This window comes from Ruegeria sp. YTSC002, from assembly GCF_059609845.1.
Map to the genome: position 1 here is coordinate 44,088 of NZ_JBXWML010000003.1, position 20,322 is coordinate 64,409.

Annotated in this window: 23 protein-coding genes; 9 read left to right on the forward strand and 14 right to left on the reverse strand. The window is 58.1% G+C overall.

From position 1 onward, the window contains the following. Positions 1 to 2 precede the first annotated feature (2 nt). The 4 genes from AC2FFD_RS07810 to AC2FFD_RS07825 all read right to left on the reverse strand — a co-directional run bounded on the left by AC2FFD_RS07810 (position 3) and on the right by AC2FFD_RS07825 (position 3,055). Complete coding sequence (locus tag AC2FFD_RS07810; RefSeq protein ID WP_170345067.1) at positions 3 to 386, reverse strand: NADH:ubiquinone oxidoreductase subunit NDUFA12; 384 nt, start codon at positions 384 to 386, stop codon at positions 3 to 5. Positions 387 to 465: 79 nt separating this feature from the next. Then, the gene (locus AC2FFD_RS07815; RefSeq protein WP_480685422.1) at positions 466 to 828 is read right to left on the reverse strand and encodes a RidA family protein; all 363 of its coding nucleotides are present in this window, start codon (positions 826 to 828) and stop codon (positions 466 to 468) included. A 194-nt stretch (positions 829 to 1,022) separates the two neighbouring features. Further along, entirely contained in the window at positions 1,023 to 2,291 is a 1,269-nt protein-coding gene (gene clpX, locus AC2FFD_RS07820; RefSeq protein ID WP_257600269.1) for an ATP-dependent Clp protease ATP-binding subunit ClpX, read from the reverse strand. 131 nt (positions 2,292 to 2,422) lie between these two features. Then, a complete protein-coding gene (locus AC2FFD_RS07825) occupies positions 2,423 to 3,055 on the reverse strand; it encodes an ATP-dependent Clp protease proteolytic subunit (protein WP_117869644.1) in 633 nt (210 codons plus the stop codon). Positions 3,056 to 3,422: 367 nt separating this feature from the next. Between AC2FFD_RS07825 and AC2FFD_RS07830 the strand changes: the two genes are divergently transcribed. The 3 genes from AC2FFD_RS07830 (at position 3,423) to AC2FFD_RS07840 (ending at position 5,209) form a co-directional block, all read left to right on the forward strand. Beyond that, positions 3,423 to 3,764: an ArsR/SmtB family transcription factor gene (locus AC2FFD_RS07830; protein ID WP_257600268.1), complete on the forward strand. Its 342-nt coding sequence runs from the start codon at positions 3,423 to 3,425 to the stop codon at positions 3,762 to 3,764. Positions 3,765 to 3,826: 62 nt separating this feature from the next. Continuing rightward, complete coding sequence (locus AC2FFD_RS07835) at positions 3,827 to 3,964, forward strand: entericidin A/B family lipoprotein (RefSeq protein WP_117869646.1); 138 nt, start codon at positions 3,827 to 3,829, stop codon at positions 3,962 to 3,964. Between the two features lie 828 nt (positions 3,965 to 4,792). Then, entirely contained in the window at positions 4,793 to 5,209 is a 417-nt protein-coding gene (locus tag AC2FFD_RS07840) for a type II toxin-antitoxin system Phd/YefM family antitoxin (RefSeq protein WP_496872777.1), read from the forward strand. Between the two features lie 100 nt (positions 5,210 to 5,309). Here AC2FFD_RS07840 and AC2FFD_RS07845 read toward each other — a convergent pair whose 3' ends face one another. From AC2FFD_RS07845 to lepA, 5 genes are all read right to left on the reverse strand, one after another. Beyond that, positions 5,310 to 5,759, reverse strand: coding sequence for a hypothetical protein (locus AC2FFD_RS07845; protein WP_170345062.1), 450 nt, complete (start codon positions 5,757 to 5,759; stop codon positions 5,310 to 5,312). Between the two features lie 106 nt (positions 5,760 to 5,865). Beyond that, positions 5,866 to 6,186 carry a hypothetical protein gene (locus AC2FFD_RS07850; protein WP_209547005.1) on the reverse strand — a complete coding sequence of 107 codons (321 nt, stop codon included), beginning with the start codon at positions 6,184 to 6,186 and terminating at the stop codon, positions 5,866 to 5,868. Between the two features lie 83 nt (positions 6,187 to 6,269). After that, positions 6,270 to 6,623, reverse strand: a complete 354-nt coding sequence (locus AC2FFD_RS07855; RefSeq protein ID WP_152457338.1) for a hypothetical protein — start codon at positions 6,621 to 6,623, stop codon at positions 6,270 to 6,272. Between the two features lie 367 nt (positions 6,624 to 6,990). Next, positions 6,991 to 8,418 (reverse strand): P-loop ATPase, Sll1717 family, encoded by a 1,428-nt coding sequence (locus AC2FFD_RS07860; protein ID WP_496872778.1) that lies wholly within the window; start codon positions 8,416 to 8,418, stop codon positions 6,991 to 6,993. Between the two features lie 54 nt (positions 8,419 to 8,472). Next, a complete protein-coding gene (lepA, locus tag AC2FFD_RS07865) occupies positions 8,473 to 10,272 on the reverse strand; it encodes a translation elongation factor 4 (RefSeq protein ID WP_496872779.1) in 1,800 nt (599 codons plus the stop codon). A 161-nt stretch (positions 10,273 to 10,433) separates the two neighbouring features. Here lepA and AC2FFD_RS07870 point away from each other — a divergent pair, with 161 nt between their 5' ends. The 3 genes from AC2FFD_RS07870 (at position 10,434) to AC2FFD_RS07880 (ending at position 12,864) form a co-directional block, all read left to right on the forward strand. Then, the gene (locus tag AC2FFD_RS07870) at positions 10,434 to 11,540 is read left to right on the forward strand and encodes a Hint domain-containing protein (protein ID WP_425079744.1); all 1,107 of its coding nucleotides are present in this window, start codon (positions 10,434 to 10,436) and stop codon (positions 11,538 to 11,540) included. After that, complete coding sequence (locus AC2FFD_RS07875) at positions 11,537 to 11,845, forward strand: hypothetical protein (protein ID WP_425079745.1); 309 nt, start codon at positions 11,537 to 11,539, stop codon at positions 11,843 to 11,845. The genes AC2FFD_RS07870 and AC2FFD_RS07875 overlap by 4 nt, the downstream gene beginning before the upstream one ends. A gap of 65 nt (positions 11,846 to 11,910) precedes the next feature. Further along, complete coding sequence (locus AC2FFD_RS07880) at positions 11,911 to 12,864, forward strand: LysR family transcriptional regulator (RefSeq protein WP_170345127.1); 954 nt, start codon at positions 11,911 to 11,913, stop codon at positions 12,862 to 12,864. Here the strand turns inward: AC2FFD_RS07880 and AC2FFD_RS07885 are convergent. Then, positions 12,861 to 13,304 carry a low molecular weight protein-tyrosine-phosphatase gene (locus AC2FFD_RS07885; protein ID WP_425079746.1) on the reverse strand — a complete coding sequence of 148 codons (444 nt, stop codon included), beginning with the start codon at positions 13,302 to 13,304 and terminating at the stop codon, positions 12,861 to 12,863. The genes AC2FFD_RS07880 and AC2FFD_RS07885 overlap by 4 nt on opposite strands. A 28-nt stretch (positions 13,305 to 13,332) precedes the next feature. On the opposite strand from AC2FFD_RS07885, the gene AC2FFD_RS07890 reads away from it, so the two are divergent. Beyond that, positions 13,333 to 14,031 (forward strand): NAD-dependent deacylase, encoded by a 699-nt coding sequence (locus AC2FFD_RS07890; RefSeq protein ID WP_425079747.1) that lies wholly within the window; start codon positions 13,333 to 13,335, stop codon positions 14,029 to 14,031. A gap of 61 nt (positions 14,032 to 14,092) precedes the next feature. Beyond that, on the forward strand, positions 14,093 to 14,701 hold the full coding sequence (locus AC2FFD_RS07895) for an HdeD family acid-resistance protein (protein WP_170345053.1): 609 nt from the start codon (positions 14,093 to 14,095) through the stop codon (positions 14,699 to 14,701). Between the two features lie 92 nt (positions 14,702 to 14,793). Here AC2FFD_RS07895 and AC2FFD_RS07900 read toward each other — a convergent pair whose 3' ends face one another. From AC2FFD_RS07900 to meaB, 4 genes are all read right to left on the reverse strand, one after another. Beyond that, positions 14,794 to 15,267 (reverse strand): copper chaperone PCu(A)C, encoded by a 474-nt coding sequence (locus tag AC2FFD_RS07900; RefSeq protein WP_496872780.1) that lies wholly within the window; start codon positions 15,265 to 15,267, stop codon positions 14,794 to 14,796. A 40-nt stretch (positions 15,268 to 15,307) separates the two neighbouring features. Then, positions 15,308 to 15,658, reverse strand: coding sequence for a glycosyltransferase family protein (locus tag AC2FFD_RS07905; protein WP_496872781.1), 351 nt, complete (start codon positions 15,656 to 15,658; stop codon positions 15,308 to 15,310). 406 nt (positions 15,659 to 16,064) lie between these two features. Continuing rightward, positions 16,065 to 16,352, reverse strand: a complete 288-nt coding sequence (gene rpmB, locus AC2FFD_RS07910; RefSeq protein WP_050603240.1) for a 50S ribosomal protein L28 — start codon at positions 16,350 to 16,352, stop codon at positions 16,065 to 16,067. Between the two features lie 185 nt (positions 16,353 to 16,537). Further along, positions 16,538 to 17,509 (reverse strand): methylmalonyl Co-A mutase-associated GTPase MeaB, encoded by a 972-nt coding sequence (meaB, locus tag AC2FFD_RS07915; RefSeq protein WP_425079750.1) that lies wholly within the window; start codon positions 17,507 to 17,509, stop codon positions 16,538 to 16,540. Between the two features lie 213 nt (positions 17,510 to 17,722). On the opposite strand from meaB, the gene hrpB reads away from it, so the two are divergent. Next, on the forward strand, positions 17,723 to 20,176 hold the full coding sequence (gene hrpB / locus AC2FFD_RS07920; RefSeq protein WP_496872782.1) for an ATP-dependent helicase HrpB: 2,454 nt from the start codon (positions 17,723 to 17,725) through the stop codon (positions 20,174 to 20,176). The last annotated feature ends 146 nt before the right edge of the window (positions 20,177 to 20,322 follow it).

Consider the following 20,322-nt stretch of genomic DNA (forward strand, 5'->3'; position numbering starts at 1 on the left):
GTCTATTCCGGGCTCCAGGCCTCATAGTCCTTACGTTCAACCGGTTCCGCGCGACGCAGAGATCCGGCCGGAGCATAGGCCAGCGCGGTGCCGGTCAGGTTTTCCTGATGTGGTTTTTCCCAGGATTTATGCGGCAGCGGTTTATCCGTCGGAGGCTCGTCCCAAGTGCGATGCAACCAACCATGCCATTCAGGATCAACCCGGCTGGCTTCGGCCTCGCCATTGAAGATAACCCAACGCCTGCTGTCATCGGCATTGCGGTAAAACACGTTGCCTTCATTGTCTTCGCCCACTTTCACGCCCTTGCGTGCAGTGTAGATCTGAGTGTTCAAAGTCGACCCATTCCACCAGGTCACGGCTCGCAAAAGACTGTTCAGGATTCCCATCGGGTGCCTCCGGCATTTCGTCGAGGAAAGGTATGGACCAAAGGCCCGCCAAGGTCCAGTGCCCCTGATACCACCTGCGTCACTCCGGCAGAAAGGCGGTCACTTCGATCTCGATCCTGTATTTCGGATCGATCAAACCGCATTCGATCATTGTCGCTGCCGGAGGGTTGGCTCTGAAAGTTTCGGCCAGGATCGGCCAGCACGGCTCGAACTCACTGCGATCGGGCAGCATGTATGTGACCCGAACCACATCGTGAAAGCCTGCGCCAGCCTCTGCCAAAGCCTTCTCGATCGTCGCCAGGGCTGATCGGCACTGTTCAACCGCGTCTTCACCCTGCCCGACAGTACCGGCGACGTGAACCCATCCGCCCGCGACCACCGCACGGCAGTACCCGACCTTGGCTTCGAACTCACCGCCCGAAGAAATGCGCTTCACTGCCATAATTCGTCACCTTTGTTGTTCGAAAACTTGCTTAAGCTTCCGCCGCCTAACTGCACCGACACTCATGTGCGAGCGACGGATCCACAGTTTCATCTGGCTAAAAATATCCCGGGGGGATGCCCGAAGGGCAGCGGGGGCAGAGCCCCCTGAACCGGTTCAAGTGAAGTCCCACCGTCGCGGCAAATAGCCCGATCTCAACCGGCCGATGCCGACTCCGGTGCAGCGTCGGTATAGATGAACAGAGGCTGCGAGTCAGACATGACCGCCTCTTCGTTCACCACAACTTCGCTGACATTCTTCATTCCAGGCAATTCGAACATCGTATCCAGCAGAATATCTTCCAGGATCGACCGCAGACCCCGCGCGCCGGTTTTGCGCTCGATGGCCTTTTTGGCGATTGCCTTCAAGGCATCATCCGTAAAGGCCAGCTCAACATCTTCCAGTTCGAACAGACGCTGGTATTGCTTGACCAATGCGTTCTTGGGCTTGGTCAGGATAGTCACCAGCGCGTCTTCATCCAGGTCCTCAAGCGTCGCCAGAACCGGCAGACGACCGACGAATTCCGGGATCAGGCCAAATTTCAGAAGATCCTCGGGTTCCAGTTCCTTGAATATCTCGCCGACACCGCGGTCATCATTGTCGCGTACATCGGCGCCAAAGCCCATGGCCGAACCTTTGCCGCGTTGCGCGATGATCTTGTCCAGACCCGCGAATGCACCGCCACAGATGAACAGAATGTTCGTCGTGTCCACTTGCAGGAATTCCTGCTGGGGATGCTTGCGGCCACCCTGTGGGGGGACGCTGGCCACTGTCCCCTCCATCAGTTTCAGCAATGCCTGCTGCACGCCCTCACCGGATACGTCACGCGTGATCGAGGGGTTTTCGGATTTGCGGGTAATCTTGTCGACCTCATCGATATAGACGATGCCGCGCTGCGCACGTTCGACGTTGTACTCACTCGCCTGCAACAGCTTGAGAATGATGTTTTCGACATCCTCACCCACATAGCCGGCTTCGGTCAGCGTGGTCGCGTCAGCCATGGTAAACGGCACGTCCAGAATACGCGCCAGCGTTTGCGCCAGAAGCGTTTTACCGCAACCGGTCGGGCCGATCAGCAGGATATTCGACTTTGCCAGTTCGATATCGCTGCCCGCTTTCTGAGCGTGGTTCAAACGCTTGTAATGGTTGTGAACGGCAACCGACAGAACCCGCTTTGCGGTGGCCTGACCGATTACATAATCGTCCAGCACTTCGCAGATATCCTTGGGCGTCGGAACACCGTCAGAAGACTTCAGCCCGCTGGCCTTGGTCTCTTCGCGGATGATGTCCATGCACAGCTCAACACATTCATCACAGATGAAAACCGTGGGGCCTGCGATCAGCTTCCGGACTTCATGCTGGCTTTTGCCACAGAAGCTGCAATAGAGCGTGTTTTTCCCATCGCCGCCTGAATTCGTCGCCATGATCTACCTTTCGGGCTTCGTCCCTGCACCCCTTTTCGGGGGCGCTTACACCTGTGTGTGCAGCTTAGGCCAGCACTCTGGCGGCTACAATCTCAAAATGACCCCCGCGCCGGTGACGCGGGGTATTGGCCTCAGGCCTCTTCCGTGTCCATTTTCGCTCGGTTTTCGACGATTTCGTCGATGTGACCCCATTCCTTGGCCTCTTCCGGGCTCATGAAATTGTCACGATCCAGCGCTTTTTCGACCGCCTTTTTCGTCTGTCCGGTATGACGCACGTAGATGTCATACAGGCGATCCTTCAGCTTTTGCGTCTCGGCCGCGTGAATCATGATGTCACTGGCCTGGCCCTGGTACCCGCCGCTGGGCTGGTGCACCATGATGCGGCTGTTGGGCAGCGAAAAGCGCATTCCCTTCTCGCCCCCGGCCAGCAGAACCGAGCCCATCGAGGCCGCCTGACCGATAACCAATGTGGAACATTTCGGCTTGATGTATTGCATTGTGTCGTAAATCGACAAACCGCTGGTCACCACACCACCGGGCGAGTTGATGTAGATCGAGATTTCCTTGTTCGGGTTTTCCGCCTCGAGGTGCAGCAATTGCGCCACAACAAGATGGCTCATCCCATCATGGATCGGTCCGTTGATGAATATGATCCGCTCTTTCAGCAGGCGGGAGAAAATATCATAGGCGCGCTCGCCCCGGCTGGTCTGCTCAACGACCATGGGGACAAGTGTATTCATGTAGGTTTCTACGGGATCGAACATTCGTAACCTGCCTGTTTAGCTATGGATCGGGACAATATCCCAACAAGTGTTACCTGAGTCTTAGTGTCGGCTAAGGGGGGCTGCAAGGGGGGCAAGTGAGAACGCTGACCGAATGTCGATCATCATCAATCGTCAAAGCGAACCATCTGTTGTTTCCGGGGCCGATCCGCCAATCGCCATCATTTGAATTACACGCCCCTTGCGTTTCGGGAACATTCAATCCGAACTCGCCTTTCACACATCACGCTATTTTGATTCATACATATAGAAATGAATGTACGAAACATGTACTGAAGGGGCTCACACTCACGTCTCTTTACGTAACGGAAACAACGCCCGGCCAACGGGTGTGCAAGGAACTCAATCGATGGCACTTCCTCAGCTGTCCAATGACATGTCACAAGAAGATTTTGACCGCATGGTCACCAACGCGACACGCGCGTCCAATTTCCTCAAGGCTATAAGCCACGAAGGCAGATTGATGATCCTGTGTCACCTTGTGTCAGGTGAAAAATCCGTCACCGAACTGGAAGAGTTGCTGTCCGCCAGGCAAGCCGCTGTTTCACAGCAGCTTTCCCGTCTGCGACTTGAAGGGCTGGTGATACCTCGCAGGGAAGGCAAAGCCATCTATTATCGTCTGGCGGATGAACGTCCGCGCCGCATGCTCGAAGTCGTTTACGAGCTCTTCTGCGGCGAGGCTTCGGCCTAAGAACTGGCTCCGCCTGAAAAAAGGTGCTACCGAAAAAAAGATCGAGCACCAAGGAGACGAATATGATCCGCGTAATTCTGATTGGCCTGAGTCTGTTTGCACTGACCGCCTGCGAAACCGCAAAAGGCGCCGGCAAGGACATCGAAAAAGCCGGAGATGCCATCCAGGGCGCAGCAACCGACGTGCAGGAAAGCCTGTAAGACACTTTATTTTGCGGCGGGCGTAGAACAATCATCAATATATGGTTGAAAGATCTCGCATGCCGCGGTAGCTTGCCCTTACAGGTGCATAGACGCGGCATTGCATCATCTGACGCTAAATCGGGGCTCTTTTGCACACGCAGAAGAGCCCCGGTCCCTTTCGGCAGGGGTGAGTGGTAGCCTGTATGAAACCGAAATCGGCAAAGGAAAAGGCGTCAGGTGCGCAGACGCGGTCTTTGCATGCATCCTTTCGGACACTCCTGACGCCTTACCGGTTCGATGCGCCCCGAAGGGCACCCCGATCCAGTTGCCCCAGCCTCCTGAGAGACTGCGGCTGCCGCTTTGCCCCCGAAGGAACATCACAGCGTGCATCGGCCTTCTGAGAAGGTGGCCATCCGACTTGGGCACGAAACCCGCACTCGGCCGATCACCCACCGGTAAGCCATTGCAGTTCAACGCAAATCCTAAGATCCGGTCTCTCTGCCAAGACCCCCGGGCCTTTGCGTCCCACCTTCGGTTCCGAAGAACCTGTGTGGTGTTCAGACTGTTGCAGCACGCCTTGTATCTGACAAGAAAATAGCACCGCAGCATGAAAATTAGACGGGGATAAACTGTTGGTATCTGCCGGGAAATCTTTGTGGATAATCCGAGAAGTTTTGACTCCACGCATGTTTGTCCCGGGAAATTTTCAGGCCTGAACCTGACCCCGATTTTTTGCCCAATGCTGCGGGCGCGAAGGTCACCGCACGCGCCGTTAGTTGAGAATTGCAGGATTTGTACAACCTTCGGACCACCAATCTTTCGAATCGTACATACGGAGATTCGCCGATGCGTTGCACCATTTCCCATGCGCGCGCCAATTTGGGCGCTCTGGTCACCCGTGCACAGGACCCGCGCGAAGTGATCATTCTGACCCGGCACGGCAAACCGCTGGCCGCTCTGGTCTCGGTCGCCGAGGCGAAGCGGATCTGGCATTTGCAGGATGATGACGAGATCGGGTGGAAACACCCGCTGTCGGGAATTCGCGGGATGTGGTCGCGGGGACGCAACATCCCCGGAATGGAACCGGGACCGGACGGCAGCTATGTCACCGCGCGCGAAGCCGCGCTGAAGGTTCGCGAAATCCAGATGGCCCGCGCCGAGGAACGTCGCATTCTTGCGCGGGGCGGTCTGGATCCTGTCGCAGGCGGTGAACTGGCCGCCCGGCCCGTCTCCTCGCTGTGGAGACGATTGTTCCGTTTTTGAGAAGCGGTCCGACCCGCGCGTGGCAACCTACTAACCTCCGCCGCAGTCAAAATCGCAGCAGCGGTACTTACCCCCTACAATCGCCCGGGCCGGACACGCTTCAGTTCACCTGACGTTCCAGAACGGTGCTGTAGGTCGTTCCGGTCCGCAGGCTACGGAAATCGGCAAAAATCCTGCCATCTTCGTACCGCGCATCGATCAACGCATTCGCGCCGATCAGCAGAGGTGAGGTTTCGACGATGCCGATACTGCCCGTCCCATCGAGGCTGATGGTGCCGGTGGCCTCGTATTCATTCCAGTCGGTATCGCCATCGCGACGCCATTTGCTGTGCCCCCAGAAAACGTTGCCGTCCTGAAGCTGCACATCCAGCATCCATTCGGCCTGATTGAACCGGGGCTGATCGCCTTTGTAGTAATGGCTGGGCTGGACGGTCGTGTAGGACCCCAGCCATGTGCCGCGCAGGTCGGGCGTGGTATCGGCCAGCGCGGCCGTTCCAAGGGCGAGGGTCGTGGCCAAAGCGGCTGCTCCGGCAGTCATGTATCTGGTCATGGCTCTCTCCTGTTCGTCTGGTCAACAGATTGGGAGGGCACGTGGCGGTTGCAACTTACCTAAGGGAAACTTCATGATTGGTTCACCGGGGGCTTAGAATGGGGCTTCAGGCCCAGGCCAGAGCCGTCCCAACAATGACCAGCGCGATGCCGATCCCCTCGCGATAGGAAAAGTTCTCGCCAAACAGGAAATACGAGGCGATGGCGATCAGCACGACCTCGGCCCCCAGAATGCCGGTATAGATGATGCCCAATCGTTCGTTGCGCAGCGCAGCAAGTTCCAGCGTTGCGGCGGCCAGCAGCGTGGCAACAATCAGAAGGGTCAGGCCAACACCGGGAATTTTCCACCAAAACTTCATCGAGATCATGGCCACGGAATAGAGACCCGCCGATCCGAGGGCGATGATGGGGATCATGGATGTGGACATCTGGGCCTCCTGCCGAGGTTGCCGTTACGTCAACATTAGCAGGTGGGCGAAGTTGAGGCTGTGAGGTTGGTCACAGTCTCCGGTCAGAACACGATTGCGATGAGTTCGGACAGCCCAATCAGACCCAGCAACACATTCGACGTCAAGATCAGCCCTTTCAGGTTACGCGCCTTCAATCCTTGGGCAAAGCTGGTCTGCGCAAACTCCTCGGTCATGTCGCCGCGCAGGTTTTCAACATCTTCCAGCGCGGTCTTGCCCGCCAGAACACCATAGGTGGTGATCACAAGCACCAGCACGATCAGCGGCAGAGCAACCCCTTCGGCCTCAAACCCGATGACCGCGGCGATGGCGACATAGGCAAAGATCGAGGTGCGCATGATGTCGTAATAATGGTCAAGACGGCGCATCGAAATCTCGGAACGCAATTGCGGGTCCATAACACTTCCCCCTTTGAAAAATCTGTTTGGAATGCGGGGAGTCTAGCACTTTTGGTTGGATTTCAGAAATTGTGCGATTGCCAAGCCGGAGGGAAGCGCCGGCCCGAGGGGGTAAGCGGCGTCTCGGAATTCGTCCAGTGGACGAATTCAGCCGCGAACGGGCGGAGCCCGGAGCGCAAACGCGCCTGCCACGGTTTATCAACAGAACTGAGGGCAGCGCCGACCCGAGGGGAGGCGCAAACGCGCCGCCCCATGGGGGCGGGTCGGCGCGGCCCGGCGGTGCCGCCGGGCGATTGGTTTAAGTTCAAAAAAATCTCAGCTTCCACAAACCTAGAGGTCATCGACTAATTACTTCAACTCAATTAAATCAAAGGATCTTTAAGCTTTGAATCAACCCATTGTGCACGCAAAAATTCTCATCCATATTCAATACTTTCACTTCGCTGTCGTAAGCAAAAACACGGTGGTTTGCTGTGGTTATGTTGCCAATGATATTGAAATGGTACAATAGCTTTAAAACTTGCGTTTCTGTTAACCTTTTCTCACGACCCGGGGTAGAGTTAAGAAACTCGCGATATCTGTCATTAAATTCTTTCCTCGTGAAAATTTGCTTTCTTATTCTCGACAACACATCCAAAACTTCTGATACATCATCCAAAACTGGAAAGAGCTCATCAATTACCTCACGACGCATATACGCAGAATGACCGTCAGCCGCATCTTTTATCTCGGAGTTTCCAATCTTGTCGCTCTCATTTGCAACGGCTACTCTCGCACATTCCCTAACGTAACTTATTATATCTCTTGGCCGCAAAAACGTTCTGCTTGTTAAGTATTTGAAAGTTTCAACACCGCCTCTCTTAGCGCTGCCAAGCTTAGTCGTTCGCACTGAAAAGACTTTACTCCAAATATCTTCTATCGCCTCGCCGCTTTCATCCACCGCTCTTGAAAGTCGGAAATTCAACAATTGTCTTAGCTGGTTGACATCCCATTTCAGCGTCACTGCACGGTCCAACCACTTATTCTTATCGACATCACGGCAGAGATCAAAAATGTCATCACGAAGGAAAATGACCGGCCTTACATTTGCTGAAGACTTACGGAAATCTGCTCTTACATTCTGAACGGCTTTGAAGAGACTGATAAGAAGTTCAAAATATCCATCTCGTCGATCAGGGTTTAGAACGTCGCGGTAGTCCTCGTCTAACTCATCAAATATAATATAATACTCGCTATCATCTATGTGTTCCGCCACAAACCTGCGCATAGCCTCTGTTGCTCTGACAAAATCAAATTCGAGCTGCTCCGATTCATTCTCAACACCCCCACCAACACCAAGAATTGACAAATTATACCCTGAGCTCGTTATTCTAGAAAGTGATCTGGCAAGAGCACCTTCGATTTCGAAATCAAACGCCTTCCTCAGATCAAAAGAGCAATTTTTGCAAACATTTTCATTCTCCGACAACATTGAACAAATGTAGTGATATATTACGTATGTCCAGATCGTAATGTATTGATTTGGTCTATTATAATGATCGTCTGAAAAATTATAGAGCGAGTTGAAAGGAAAATTTTTAAACGATAAAAGTCGAGAGAATTGATTGTAACTCTTTTCATTGTGAAGGTACTCAGCAATCGCGGTTTTACCAGTACCCTTTCGTCCAATCACATAATTCTTTTGGCCATTCTCAATTTGACTCACATCCTCAAAGTGGAAGAAATATCTCTTGGTATCTTCTTCTTTTGCCTCAATAGACCAATTTGAAATTTCTCTTAGAAAATCACTTCCCATCAGATCACCTTAGTTTCTGCAATAATTTAAAAATAGACTGGGTTCATTCAAAACCTAACTATCCATCTTCAACGCTGAAATAAACGCCTCCTGCGGGATATCCACCTTCCCGAACTGGCGCATCTTCTTCTTACCCGCCTTCTGCTTGTCCAGCAGTTTGCGCTTCCGCGTGGCGTCGCCTCCGTAGCATTTGGCGGTCACGTCCTTGCGCAGGGCGGACAGGGTCTCGCGGGCGATGACCTTGCCTCCGATGGCCGCCTGAATCGGGATTTTGAACATGTGGCGCGGGATCAGGTCTTTCAGCTTTTCGCACATCGCCCGGCCCCGCATCTCGGCCCGGTCGCGGTGAACCATGGTCGACAGCGCATCGACCGGCTCGTCATTCACCAGCACCGACATCTTGACCAGATTATCCTCGGTATAGCCGGTCATCTGGTAGTCGAACGAGGCATAGCCCTTGGTCACCGATTTCAGGCGGTCGTAGAAGTCAAAGACAACCTCGTTCAGCGGCAGGTCATAGACGACCATGGCGCGGCTGCCTGCATAGGTCAGGTCCAGCTGGATGCCGCGGCGGTCCTGGCAGAGTTTCAGCACGTCGCCGAGGTATTCATCCGGCACAAGGATGGTCGCCTTGATACGCGGTTCCTCGATATGGTCGACCTTCGAAGGGTCGGGCATGTCGGCGGGGTTGTGCAGCTCGATCATCTCGCCGTCTTTCATGTAGACGTGATAGATCACCGAGGGCGCGGTGGTGATAAGCTCGATATCATATTCACGTTCGATACGGTCGCGGATGACCTCGAGGTGCAGCAGGCCCAGGAAGCCGCAGCGGAAGCCAAAGCCCAGCGCGGCCGAGGTTTCCATTTCGAACGAGAAAGAGGCATCGTTGAGCGCCAGTTTGTCGATCGCATCGCGCAGGTCTTCGAATTCGGCGCTGTCCACCGGGAACAGGCCGCAGAACACCACCGGCTGCGCGGGCTTGAAGCCCGGAAGCGCCTCTTCGGTGCCGTTGCGGTCATTGGTGATGGTGTCACCGACGCGGGTGTCGCGGACCTGTTTGATCGATGCGGTCAGGAACCCGATCTCGCCGGGGCCAAGGCTGTCGACCATCTCCATCTCGGGGCGGAAAACGCCGACGCGGTCGACATGGTGCAGGGTGCCGTTCGACATGAACTTGACCCGCATTCCCTTTTTCAGCGTACCGTCCATGATGCGGACCAGAACGATCACGCCGAGATAGGCGTCGTACCATGAATCCACCAACATCGCCTTGAGAGGCGCGTCCAGCTTGCCCTTGGGCGCGGGCAGATGTTTCACGATGGCCTCAAGCGTCTCGTGGATGCCCTGCCCCGTCTTGGCGCTGACCTGAATGGCATCGGTGGCGTCGATGCCGATCACATCCTCGATCTGTTCGGCCACGCGGTCACAGTCAGAGGCCGGCAGGTCGATCTTGTTCAGCACCGGCACGATCTCGTGATCGGCGTCGATGGCCTGATACACGTTGGCCAGCGTCTGCGCCTCGACCCCCTGGGTGGAGTCCACGACCAGCAGCGAACCCTCGACCGCGCGCATCGAGCGGCTGACCTCATAGGCAAAGTCCACATGGCCGGGGGTGTCGATCAGGTTCAGCACGTACTGCTCGCCATTGTCGGCGGTATAGTCGATGCGAACCGTGTTGGCCTTGATGGTGATGCCGCGCTCGCGCTCGATATCCATGCTGTCGAGCAGCTGTTCCTTCATGTCGCGATCCTTGACTGTTCCGGTCTCTTGGATGAGCCGGTCAGCAAGGGTGGATTTGCCATGGTCGATATGCGCGACGATGGAGAAATTGCGGATATGAGCGAGGTCTGTCATGGAGTGGGATATGTCGGGAGTTTTGTCCCTCGTCAAGCGTTGAAGCGTTGCAAAAAAGGTCCCACCCGCGCCTTTCTGTTCAGTGGCATTTACCGGAATTCAATGAATAGTTAAGATGATCGCATCATCTGGCCGTTTCAAAAACAGAAAGCAGGAAAGACTTGGCCGACTATTCGATCTTTGTTTTGGGTGAAGGTCAATTGTCCGTCTCTGTGGCGCAGGGTCTGGACGGGATCAATCAGGGCACGGGGATACATCTTATTGGTGAGACGATTACCATCAATTCGCGCGCCCCGACCGAAGTTTTCATCACGGATGCGGGATCGGACACCAATTTTTCCGACAATGATGGCAATCAGCGGTTAAACGGCGATCAGACAATCGATGGCACACTTTTCTCCAGCGGCACGCGTGTTGAAGCCGAATATGGCATTACGCTGACAGATGGAACAACCACGTGGCAGGCGGTTGCGTTCAACGTGAACAACTCATCACCGGCATATGGTACCGTCGAGGGCATCGCATTCATCGGGGGCCCCGGACAGTTTCCGCCGGCCGGAGTGCCTCTGACGGTGGTCAGTACACAGGAAGGTCCCAACTTCGCGTCAAACGCATATGTCAGCCCCATTTGTTACTGTCGCGGGACACTGATCGAAACCAGATCCGGATACCGGCCCATCGAAATGCTGAAGCCGGGTGATGAGATATGGACCCACGACAATGGCTATTTACCCGTCATCTGGACAGGTGAACAGGCTGTCATCACAGCCGGTCGTTTCAGAATGGTCGAAATTCCCGAGGGAACGCTTTCGAATTTCGCGCCTTTGAAAGTGTCACAGCAACACAGAATGCTGGTCACGCACCCTTTGGCTGAAATCCTTTGCGCAGAGAACGAAGTGTTTGTTCCAGCCGTCAGCCTTGTTGATGCGGGCATTGCAACACTGTGCCAGGAAAACAGTGCAACTTACCATCACCTGCTGCTTGAGACACACAACGCCATCAACGCCAACGGAGCAATTTCCGAGAGCTTGCTGCTGGCACCGTCCACCAGCAGCCAGAACCCGGATGATCTGTTCTTTCGCGGCCTCGTCGATCAGGTTTCATGTGCCGTTGAAACCGCGAGGCTGACGCTGAAGAGAAAAGAGGCAACATTCCTGATCAACAGTATCTTGTCCGTTGATCCAAACTCCACTTTGATTCATACTCCGCCGCAGACCGAGAGGGGCATCAGACCCGTCCGGGCAGGCAAAAACGAGGCTCGAGTATGAAACAGTTTCTCCTTATCGCATTCTGTGCGGCATCGCTGACGGCAGTGGCTCCGGTTGCGGATGCGGCGCAGATCAAGCGGGCGTGTCTGGCGTCGGACCGGTCGGCGGCGACGCGGGATCGGTGCTCTTGCATCCAGCGCGTGGCGGATCAGGCGCTGACCCGCAGCGATCAGCAGACCGTGGCCAAATGGTTCACCGACCCCCATCAGGCGCAGGAGTTGAAGATGTCGCAGACCGCGCGCGACGATGCGCTGTGGGACCGGTATCAGAACTTTGGCCAGATGGCACAGGCGATCTGTAGCTAAGTCCTTCTGAAACCTTGACCTGATCCACGCTGCGCCCCAGAAAGGCGCAGCGAAAGGTGTATCTTATGGTGATGAAAGGGCTGACCCTGCGGGGCCTTGAGGTGTTCGAGGCTTTGGCGCGGACGGGATCGGTGGCACAGGCCGCCGAGATCACCGGGCTCAGCCAGCCGTCCGTTTCCCAGCAATTGCGCAATCTGGAAAAGGCGTTGGGCACCGAACTGGTTGATCACGGGCGGCGACCGATGCGCCTGACGCAGGCCGGGCGCAGCTTTCTGGCGCGGGCCGAGGCGGTTCTGGCCGAGCTGCAAATGGCACAAAGCGAATTGTCGGTCATGGATCTGGGGCATCTGACCACGCTGTCAATCGGGCTGATCGACGACTTCGACAATGATCTGACCCCGCGACTGGCCACGCTGCTGGCCGACAGCCTGACCCGTTCGAATTTCAAACTGATCACCTTGTCGAGCCTCGATCTGTTCGAGGCCCTGGCCGAACAACGCCTGCACATGGCCGTAACCGCCCATAGCGGAGAAGTTCTTGAGGGGGTGGTCGAGTACCCTCTGGTCCGAGATCCGTTCATTCTGGTTGCACCACAGGGGTCGGGCGGAGTGGAAGCGGTACAGAACAGCCTGCCGTATCTGCGCTATGCCCGCGAGCAACTGATCAGCCGGCAGATCGAGGCGCATATGGCGCGCGGCGCGCTAGAGTTCGAGGAACGGTTCGAGATCGGCTCGCACATGGCACTGATGGCCATGGTTGCACGGGGCCTGGGTTGGGCGATCACGACGCCGCTGGGCTTCATGCGCGCGGCGCGGTTCCATGAAGGGCTGGAGGCCCACCCTGCCCCGTTCGGGGATTTCTCGCGCAGCATATCATTGCTGGCGCGTACGGGCTGGTCCGATCAGGTACCGCAGGAGGTGGCGGGCATGACACGGCGTCTGATGCAGAACCAGATCGTTGACCCGGCTTTGGCCACACTGCCCTGGCTGAGCGGATCGCTGCGGGTGATCGGCGGTTAACTGTCCAGATGGGCGGCAAGCCCCTCGACCGCCGTTTCGATCAGGTCCAGAGCGCCATCGAAATCCCGTGTGTAATATGGGTCAGGCACATGATCCGCGCCGGTTTCAGGGGCGAAATCGGTCAGCAGGCGCACCGGGGTGTCACTGTCGGCGGGGCGCAGATCCTCGATATCCGCGATGTTGTTGGCGTCCATGCCGAGGATCAGATCGAAACGGTCGAAATCGGCAGCCGTGAACTGACGGGCGCGCAGGTCGCCCAGGTCAATTCCCCTGACCTTCGCAGCTGCCTGCATCGGGCCATAGGGCGGATTGCCCGCATGCCAGCCCATGGTTCCGGCACTATCGGTTACGTGGTGCGGCGCGCGGGCGCGAAAAACGCCCTCTGCCGCAGGTGAGCGGCAAATATTGCCCAGGCAGACAAAGAGGATACGGTGTGACATGCACCAAGCTGTACCGCGCGGAGGAGAAATGGAAAAGATCGTGATTCTGACCGGGGCCGGAATATCCGCCGAAAGCGGGTTGAGCACCTTTCGCGATGAGGGTGGGTTATGGGCCCAGCACCGGATCGAGGATGTCGCCACGCCGGAAGGATTCGCCCGCGACCCTGCACTGGTTCAGGGGTTTTACAATGCGCGGCGGGTTCAGGCCTCCAAGGTGCAACCCAATGCCGCTCATGAAGCACTGGCCCGGCTGCAACGGGACTGGCCCGGAGACGTCGTGATTGTCACCCAGAACGTGGACAGCCTGCACGAGGCGGGCGGCGCAAAAGATGTCATCCACATGCACGGAACTTTGGCGGGCGCGTTGTGTTCAGCCTGCGGCCATCGCTGGACCGCCCCGCCCGAAATGGCGGTTGGGGAATCCTGCCCCGCCTGCGCGCGGCCCACTGCCCGGCCCGATGTGGTCTGGTTTGGCGAGATGCCTTATTTCATGGACGAGATTTATGACCATCTGGCCAGCGCGTCACTTTTTGCCGCCATTGGCACCTCGGGTCAGGTTTATCCGGCAGCAGCCTTTGTGCACGAGGCACAAGCGGCGGGCGCAAGGACGATCGAGATCAATCTGGAACCGTCGCCGGGCACATCCGGGTTTGACGAACGTTTGGTTGGCAAAGCGACTCAAACAGTTCCCCGATGGGTCGGGCACCTGCTTGCGCCGCACACTTAAGGTACAGACAACACGCGCTTAATTCGGTTAGACTGCCCCCGAAACGACTGGAGGACGAAAAATGGCTGATCAGGACCCCCGGACCGGTGAAATTCTGGATGAAGGCAGCATGGCCGGGCGCGACATGCTGGGGGAGCAGCTTTCCAACCTGTGGTGGACCTTTCTGCTGCGCGGAGTGTTGGCCGGGCTTGTCGGCATTGCCGCACTGTTCTGGCCGTCGGGCAGCATCGCGTTGCTGCTGCGGCTGGTTGGTGTGCTACTGATCCTCGATGGCGGCCTGACACTTTTGGGCGTTGGGCGGCGCGGGGTGATGGGTGGCGCTGCAATCGGTGCGCTTCTGATCGGGCTTGTCCTGCTGATCTGGCCGGAAGGCACGGTCAAACTGGCCTTTTTCCTGATGGGCGCCTGGGTGCTGATCATCGGGATCGGGTCGCTGGCGGCATCTGGGCAAATGCACGAGAGAGACCCGCAACGCGGCTCCATGCGCGTCTCGGGTTTCGTCGCGCTTGTCGTCGGGCTCGTATTGATGATCTGGCCGGCGGTCGCGCTTGTTGCACTGGGATGGGGTATCGCCTTTTCGGCACTGGCCATTGCCGCGGTCATGTTCTGGCTGGCGTCCCGATTCCGCCAGGCCGGTGACCGTGTTGGCCTGAAAACCATCAACAAATAGCACCAGCGGCAGCCACAAGGACAACAGGCCGGGCAATGCCCGGCCTGACGCATGGATGACGGCCGCAGCGCGGCCCGAAGACAGGCGTTGCCCTAGTTCGAATGTGATCCGTGCCCGACCATGTCCTGACGCTCCAGATCGACCGGGATTTCGACTTCAACCTCGCCGGCCTTTTCGAAGATCAGCGTCACCGGAACCGTGGCACCCTGCTCGAACGGTGCCGTCAGCCCCATGAACATCACGTGGTCGCCACCGCGTTTCAGCATGTGGGTTTCACCTGCCGGAATGGCAAAGCCTTCCTCGACATGCACCATCTTGGCCACGCCATTTTCGTCGACTTTGTGGGTGTGCAGTTCAACCCGGGCAGCGGCATCTGATGACGCGCCGACCAGACGGTCGTCCGCATCGCCCAGATTCTGGATCATCATGAACGCGGCTCCTGCCTTGGCGGTCTTTCCCGACGACCGGGCATAGGCGTCATCAACTTTGATGGTGCCTTCGGCAAAAGCTGGCAGGGCCAGGGTCACAGCGGCCAGGGTTGCAAACAGAGTAGTTTTGAGGGACATCGTGCCTCTCCTGTATTGTAGGTTTGAAAAAGTTTTGTTTTCAGCCACGTACAGGCGGCGCGCGCGCCGGGGTGCCGGGGACCGGCAAGGCGATTTGATTGACCAGATGCCGCAACGGCGAAGGCTGCGCCTGTTTCGGCGCCATAGGCATCGATGGGTGGGCGACGGCAACCGCGCCCATCAAGGACAACGCATAATCCGGACAGTAATGCGGTGGTGCGGTCGGTTGCCCGTCTTCGTCCATATAGACAACGACCGGACCGGTGCCTGTGCACAACACCATCTGACCCACGGCCCTGTCCATGCCGCGGGACACAGCAAGGCCCTGCCCGGTCAGAACCAAAAGCAGGGACAGAACATAAGGCAGGAATCGTGTTATGGCTGGTCTCATCCTGACCCGGGTATAGGTCAGTCGGCAGAGTAGCTTCAAGCGCCAAAGGGTCGCGCTTGAAGCTGGTTTCAGTAATCAATTCCCGGTCGTTTCACCTTGCTTGTATTGAAGCTGGTGTGGGAACGATTCACCCTGCGCTGCATCCGCGTACAAGCCGAAATTGCTTTGCGAAAAACCGCGGCCAGAAACAGGAAAAGGTAGAAACTTTTTAACGTCATAGTGAGGCCCCCGCCTGATGAATAACAGTGACGTTAGGTCAGATTCGTGAGTCCGTATGTGAAGCAATTCACCAATGGCGAAAAATAATTTCGAAATTGAAAACAATGCCAGGCGGCAGCGGGCGTCTCAAAACGAAAAAGCCCTGCACCTCAGAGGTGCAGGGCCTGAAAACCGAAAGCGAAAAGGCTTAGGCCGTGGCTTGCGCCTTGGCAATTTCCTTCTTCACTTTCAGCGCGTTCGCCGACAGTTCTTCGTCCTTGGCTTTGGCCAGGAATGCGTCCAGGCCACCGCGGTGGTCAACCGAACGCAGAGCGGCTGCCGAGATGCGCAGCTTCACGCCGCGGCCCAGGGTCTCGGACTGCAAGGTAACGTCATTCAGGTTCGGCAGGAAACGACGACGAGTTCTGTTTTTGGCATGGCTGACATTGTTGCCAGTCATCGGGCCTTTTCCGGTCAGTTCGCAACGGCGCGACATGGTTTCTTCCTTTGTTTCTGGAGGCCGGGCACAAAGCCCTCGGCCAAATCACAAGGGGCACAACCCGAAGTCGCGCCCGAAAACTGGTTGGATGCGTGTAGTGGGAATCGCAGGAAGGGTCAAGACGGACCGGACGAATTCTTTCATTTTGCGCCCGCCTTTCAAACCTTGCCCCTTTCACCCCGTCAGCTCAGCGTGCCAAGCAGTTCCTCGGCCGCGCGGACCGGGTTCAGACGCCCGGCCGAGACTTCGGCGTTCAGGCGTTCCATCTCGGCCTTGGCCTGCGGCGTGTCGAGCCGGGCCAGAAGGGCATGGCGGACCTCCTGATCGAACCAGTATCGCGCCTGCGCCGCGCGGTTGGCCTCCCAGATACCGTTGTCGCGGCGCCATTGGATCAGGGATTGCATCTCGTCCCAGGCTTGCTCCAGCCCCTGTTCTTCGACCGCTGAAACGGTCATTGCCTTGGGGAAACCTTCGGGATCCTGCGGGCGTTTGCGCAGCAATCGCAGCGCGCCGGCATAATCTGCGCATGTCCGGGTCGCCGTGGCCTTCAGGTCACCATCCGCCTTGTTGATCAGGATGATGTCGGCCATCTCCATGATGCCACGTTTCACACCCTGCAATTCATCCCCGCCCGCCGGGGCCAACAGCAACAGGAACAGGTCCGACAATTCGGACACCACCGTTTCGGACTGCCCGACGCCCACGGTTTCAATCAGCACCACGTCATATCCCGCGGCCTCGCACAGGGCGATGGCCTCGCGGGTCCGCCGGGCAACGCCGCCGAGATGGCTCTGGCTGGGGGAGGGGCGGATAAAGGCGTTCTTCTCGCGGCTCAGGCGTTCCATCCGGGTTTTGTCCCCCAGAATCGACCCCCCTGACCGAGCCGAACTTGGATCAACCGCCAGAACCGCGACACGCAGCCCCTGCCCCGTCAGCATCATGCCAAAGCTTTCGATGAAGGTGGACTTGCCCACCCCGGGCGTACCCGACAAACCGATCCGCAGCGCCTGACGCCCCGACCCTGCGAGCTGGGCCAACAGCTCGCTGGCCTGTGCGCGATGATCGGCGCGGTTGCTTTCCACCAGAGTGATCGCACGTGCCAGCGCCCGGCGCTCGCCCTTCAAAATCCTGTCGCTGAGGTTGTCTGTCTGCATTCTTGTCCCGATCCTAGAGGCAGGAATAGTTGCCGCGCTCCGGGGGCGTTTGTCCAGACCGGAGGTCTCTGGAAATGCGATCAAGGCAATAGCTGCGTCAATTCGTGCGCCGCGTGACACTTCCGGTTATGGTCTTGGCACCATGGGTTGCACCAAGGTGCTCGCACCCTGCGAGAACTGGACGCCACCTGCATGATGGCGGATAAGAGCCGGATGACGATACGCCTGCCCATCGACGACGCCATACCCGAACTGCTGTACACTTTACGTGCGCATGGTCGCGCGGTGCTTCAGGCACCACCCGGTGCAGGCAAGACCACGCGGGTTCCTCTGGCAATGCTCGAGGCAGGTCTGTGCGACGGCAGGATCGTGATGCTGGAGCCCCGGCGGCTGGCGGCCCGGGCCGCAGCCGAACGGATGGCCGAGACCTTGGGAGAGCGCACAGGCCAGACCGTGGGTTACCGGGTGCGCGGCGAGGCGAAAGTGTCAAAAGACACCCGGATCGAAGTGGTGACCGAGGGCATCCTGACCCGGATGCTGCAATCCGACCCCGACCTGCCCGGCATCAGCGCGGTGATTTTCGATGAATTCCATGAACGGTCTCTGAACGCCGATCTGGGGCTGGCCTTGTGCCTCGAGGTAACGGGCGCATTGCGGGACGATCTGATCCTGCTGGCCATGTCAGCCACGCTGGATGCAGATCCCGTCGGCGCGTTGATGGCGGCCCCTCTGGTCACATCGGACGGGCGCAGCTTTCCGGTTGAGACGCGCTGGCTGGATCGGCCATTGGGACCGCAAGCGCGGCGGTTGGATGGGTTGGTCGATCTGGTGGTTCAGGCCGAGCGTGAGACGCGCAAGTCAGGTGGTGGGATTCTGGTTTTCCTGCCGGGAGAGGGCGAAATCCGACGCGCTGAAAGCCTTTTGAACGGTCGGCTGACCGACAGTTGCGTTGTGCGTCCGTTGTTCGGAGCCATGCCCTTTGCGGCCCAGCGTGCCGCGATTGCCCCGGTGGAACAAGGGCGCAAAGTCGTGCTGGCGACGTCGATTGCCGAAACGTCGCTGACGATCCCCGATATCAAGGTTGTTGTGGACATGGGGCAGGCCCGACGAGCACGGTTCGATCCGGGATCGGGCATGTCACGGCTGGTGACCGAACGGGTGACCCGGGCCGAGGCCACACAGCGTGCGGGCCGGGCCGGACGTGTGGCCGAAGGGGTGTGTTACCGGCTCTGGTCAAAGGGGGAAGACGGTGCGCTGGCGGCCTACCCGCCTGCCGAGATCGAAGCGGCTGACCTGACCGGGCTGGCGCTGGAGCTGTCACTGTGGGGCGCCGACCCGGCCGATCTTGCCTTCCTGACTCCACCTCCCGAAGGGACGATGGCCGAGGCGCGGGCTTTGCTGACGATGCTGGGCGCACTCGACACCAATGGGCGGATCACCGATTATGGGCGCGCCCTGGCGGCGCTGCCCTTGCATCCCCGGTTGGGGCATATGCTTGTGCGGGCCGGTCCGAACGCGGCCCCCTTGGCGGCGCTGATGGCAGAGCGTGACCCCCTTCGCGGTGCTCCGGTGGATATCACCCTGCGGCAAGAGGCGCTGCGCGATCCCCGGGCCTTTCAGCGCAACAGGGTCTGGCAGGTCAACATGGGCGCCGTGGATCGGATCAATGCCGAGACCAGACGGCTGCGGAAACAGGCCAAGGGCGACTCGGCTGATCTGAGCCCCGCCGCCATGGCTGCGCTGGCCTATCCTGACCGCATCGGACAGCGGCGCAAGGGTGACGCGCCGCGCTATGTGCTGTCAGGGGGAAAAGGCGTTGTTCTGGACAGTGCGGATCCACTGGCCAACGCTCCGTTTCTGGTCGTCATCGACACGGATGGCAACCCGCGCGAGGCGAAGGTCCGGATGGCCACGCAGATTTCGGAACGCGATATCCGCGATCTGTTCGCGGATCAGATCAATTGGGTCGAAACTTGCGCCTGGTCGAAACGCGAGCGGCGGGTCGTGTCGCGGCGGCAAGAGCGGTTCGGCGCGATCACGCTGGATGACCGCATCTGGAAGGACGTTCCAGACGACGCCGTGGCGCGCGCGATGCTGGACGGGATCCGCGATCTGGGCTTGCGGCTGGAAGGTGCCGCCGCGCGCCTGGCCGCCCGTGTCGAACTGGTGCGTGCCGATGGCGTTGATTTGCCCGATTTCTCTGTCGAGGGCCTGATGGCCGAGATGGACGACTGGTTGCTGCCCATGCTGTCAGGGGTCAAAAGCGCCGAAGACTGGAAGAAATTCGACCTTTTGCCCGCCCTGCGCGCGCGGTTGGACTGGGCACAGATGCAGGACCTGGACCGGCGCGCTCCGGGGTCATTTGAAACGCCCCTGGGGCGCAAGGTGCCAATTGATTACAGCGCTGCCGTGCCTGAAATCTCGGTCCGCTTGCAGGAAGTGTTTGGCGTGACCCGACACCCGGCAATCGGCGGCCAGCCTTTGAAGATCACCCTGCTGTCACCGGCGCAGCGCCCGATCCAGATAACGCGCGACCTGCCCGGTTTCTGGGCTGGCTCTTACGCGGATGTACGCAAGGACATGAGGGCGCAATATCCCAAACATCCCTGGCCCGAAGACCCGACCCGGGCTGATCCCACGCTGAGGGCGAAGCGCAGACGGGAATAGAACCGTCAGAAAAACCCGAGCTTTGCCCAAAATCCACGAAACAACCCGGCAAACCCTCAAAAACCGGCCAAAATTGGAAGGTCTATTTGAAACCCACCATTTCCGGTGTTAAGTCATGTCGGCTTTGAAGGCATAGAGTAGACAGA

What these genes read in the sequence shown, in the direction of transcription:
- AC2FFD_RS07810 (WP_170345067.1), bottom strand. Translation starts at nt 386, where the DNA reads ATGGGAATCCTGAACAGTCTTTTGCGAGCCGTGACCTGGTGGAATGGG.
- AC2FFD_RS07815 (WP_480685422.1), bottom strand. Translation starts at nt 828, where the DNA reads ATGGCAGTGAAGCGCATTTCTTCGGGCGGTGAGTTCGAAGCCAAGGTC.
- clpX (WP_257600269.1), bottom strand. Translation starts at nt 2,291, where the DNA reads ATGGCGACGAATTCAGGCGGCGATGGGAAAAACACGCTCTATTGCAGC.
- AC2FFD_RS07825 (WP_117869644.1), bottom strand. Translation starts at nt 3,055, where the DNA reads ATGTTCGATCCCGTAGAAACCTACATGAATACACTTGTCCCCATGGTC.
- AC2FFD_RS07830 (WP_257600268.1), top strand. Translation starts at nt 3,423, where the DNA reads ATGGCACTTCCTCAGCTGTCCAATGACATGTCACAAGAAGATTTTGAC.
- AC2FFD_RS07835 (WP_117869646.1), top strand. Translation starts at nt 3,827, where the DNA reads ATGATCCGCGTAATTCTGATTGGCCTGAGTCTGTTTGCACTGACCGCC.
- AC2FFD_RS07840 (WP_496872777.1), top strand. Translation starts at nt 4,793, where the DNA reads ATGCGTTGCACCATTTCCCATGCGCGCGCCAATTTGGGCGCTCTGGTC.
- AC2FFD_RS07845 (WP_170345062.1), bottom strand. Translation starts at nt 5,759, where the DNA reads ATGACCAGATACATGACTGCCGGAGCAGCCGCTTTGGCCACGACCCTC.
- AC2FFD_RS07850 (WP_209547005.1), bottom strand. Translation starts at nt 6,186, where the DNA reads ATGTCCACATCCATGATCCCCATCATCGCCCTCGGATCGGCGGGTCTC.
- AC2FFD_RS07855 (WP_152457338.1), bottom strand. Translation starts at nt 6,623, where the DNA reads ATGGACCCGCAATTGCGTTCCGAGATTTCGATGCGCCGTCTTGACCAT.
- AC2FFD_RS07860 (WP_496872778.1), bottom strand. Translation starts at nt 8,418, where the DNA reads ATGGGAAGTGATTTTCTAAGAGAAATTTCAAATTGGTCTATTGAGGCA.
- lepA (WP_496872779.1), bottom strand. Translation starts at nt 10,272, where the DNA reads ATGACAGACCTCGCTCATATCCGCAATTTCTCCATCGTCGCGCATATC.
- AC2FFD_RS07875 (WP_425079745.1), top strand. Translation starts at nt 11,537, where the DNA reads ATGAAACAGTTTCTCCTTATCGCATTCTGTGCGGCATCGCTGACGGCA.
- AC2FFD_RS07880 (WP_170345127.1), top strand. Translation starts at nt 11,911, where the DNA reads ATGGTGATGAAAGGGCTGACCCTGCGGGGCCTTGAGGTGTTCGAGGCT.
- AC2FFD_RS07885 (WP_425079746.1), bottom strand. Translation starts at nt 13,304, where the DNA reads ATGTCACACCGTATCCTCTTTGTCTGCCTGGGCAATATTTGCCGCTCA.
- AC2FFD_RS07890 (WP_425079747.1), top strand. Translation starts at nt 13,333, where the DNA reads ATGGAAAAGATCGTGATTCTGACCGGGGCCGGAATATCCGCCGAAAGC.
- AC2FFD_RS07895 (WP_170345053.1), top strand. Translation starts at nt 14,093, where the DNA reads ATGGCTGATCAGGACCCCCGGACCGGTGAAATTCTGGATGAAGGCAGC.
- AC2FFD_RS07900 (WP_496872780.1), bottom strand. Translation starts at nt 15,267, where the DNA reads ATGTCCCTCAAAACTACTCTGTTTGCAACCCTGGCCGCTGTGACCCTG.
- AC2FFD_RS07905 (WP_496872781.1), bottom strand. Translation starts at nt 15,658, where the DNA reads ATGAGACCAGCCATAACACGATTCCTGCCTTATGTTCTGTCCCTGCTT.
- rpmB (WP_050603240.1), bottom strand. Translation starts at nt 16,352, where the DNA reads ATGTCGCGCCGTTGCGAACTGACCGGAAAAGGCCCGATGACTGGCAAC.
- meaB (WP_425079750.1), bottom strand. Translation starts at nt 17,509, where the DNA reads ATGCAGACAGACAACCTCAGCGACAGGATTTTGAAGGGCGAGCGCCGG.
- hrpB (WP_496872782.1), top strand. Translation starts at nt 17,723, where the DNA reads ATGACGATACGCCTGCCCATCGACGACGCCATACCCGAACTGCTGTAC.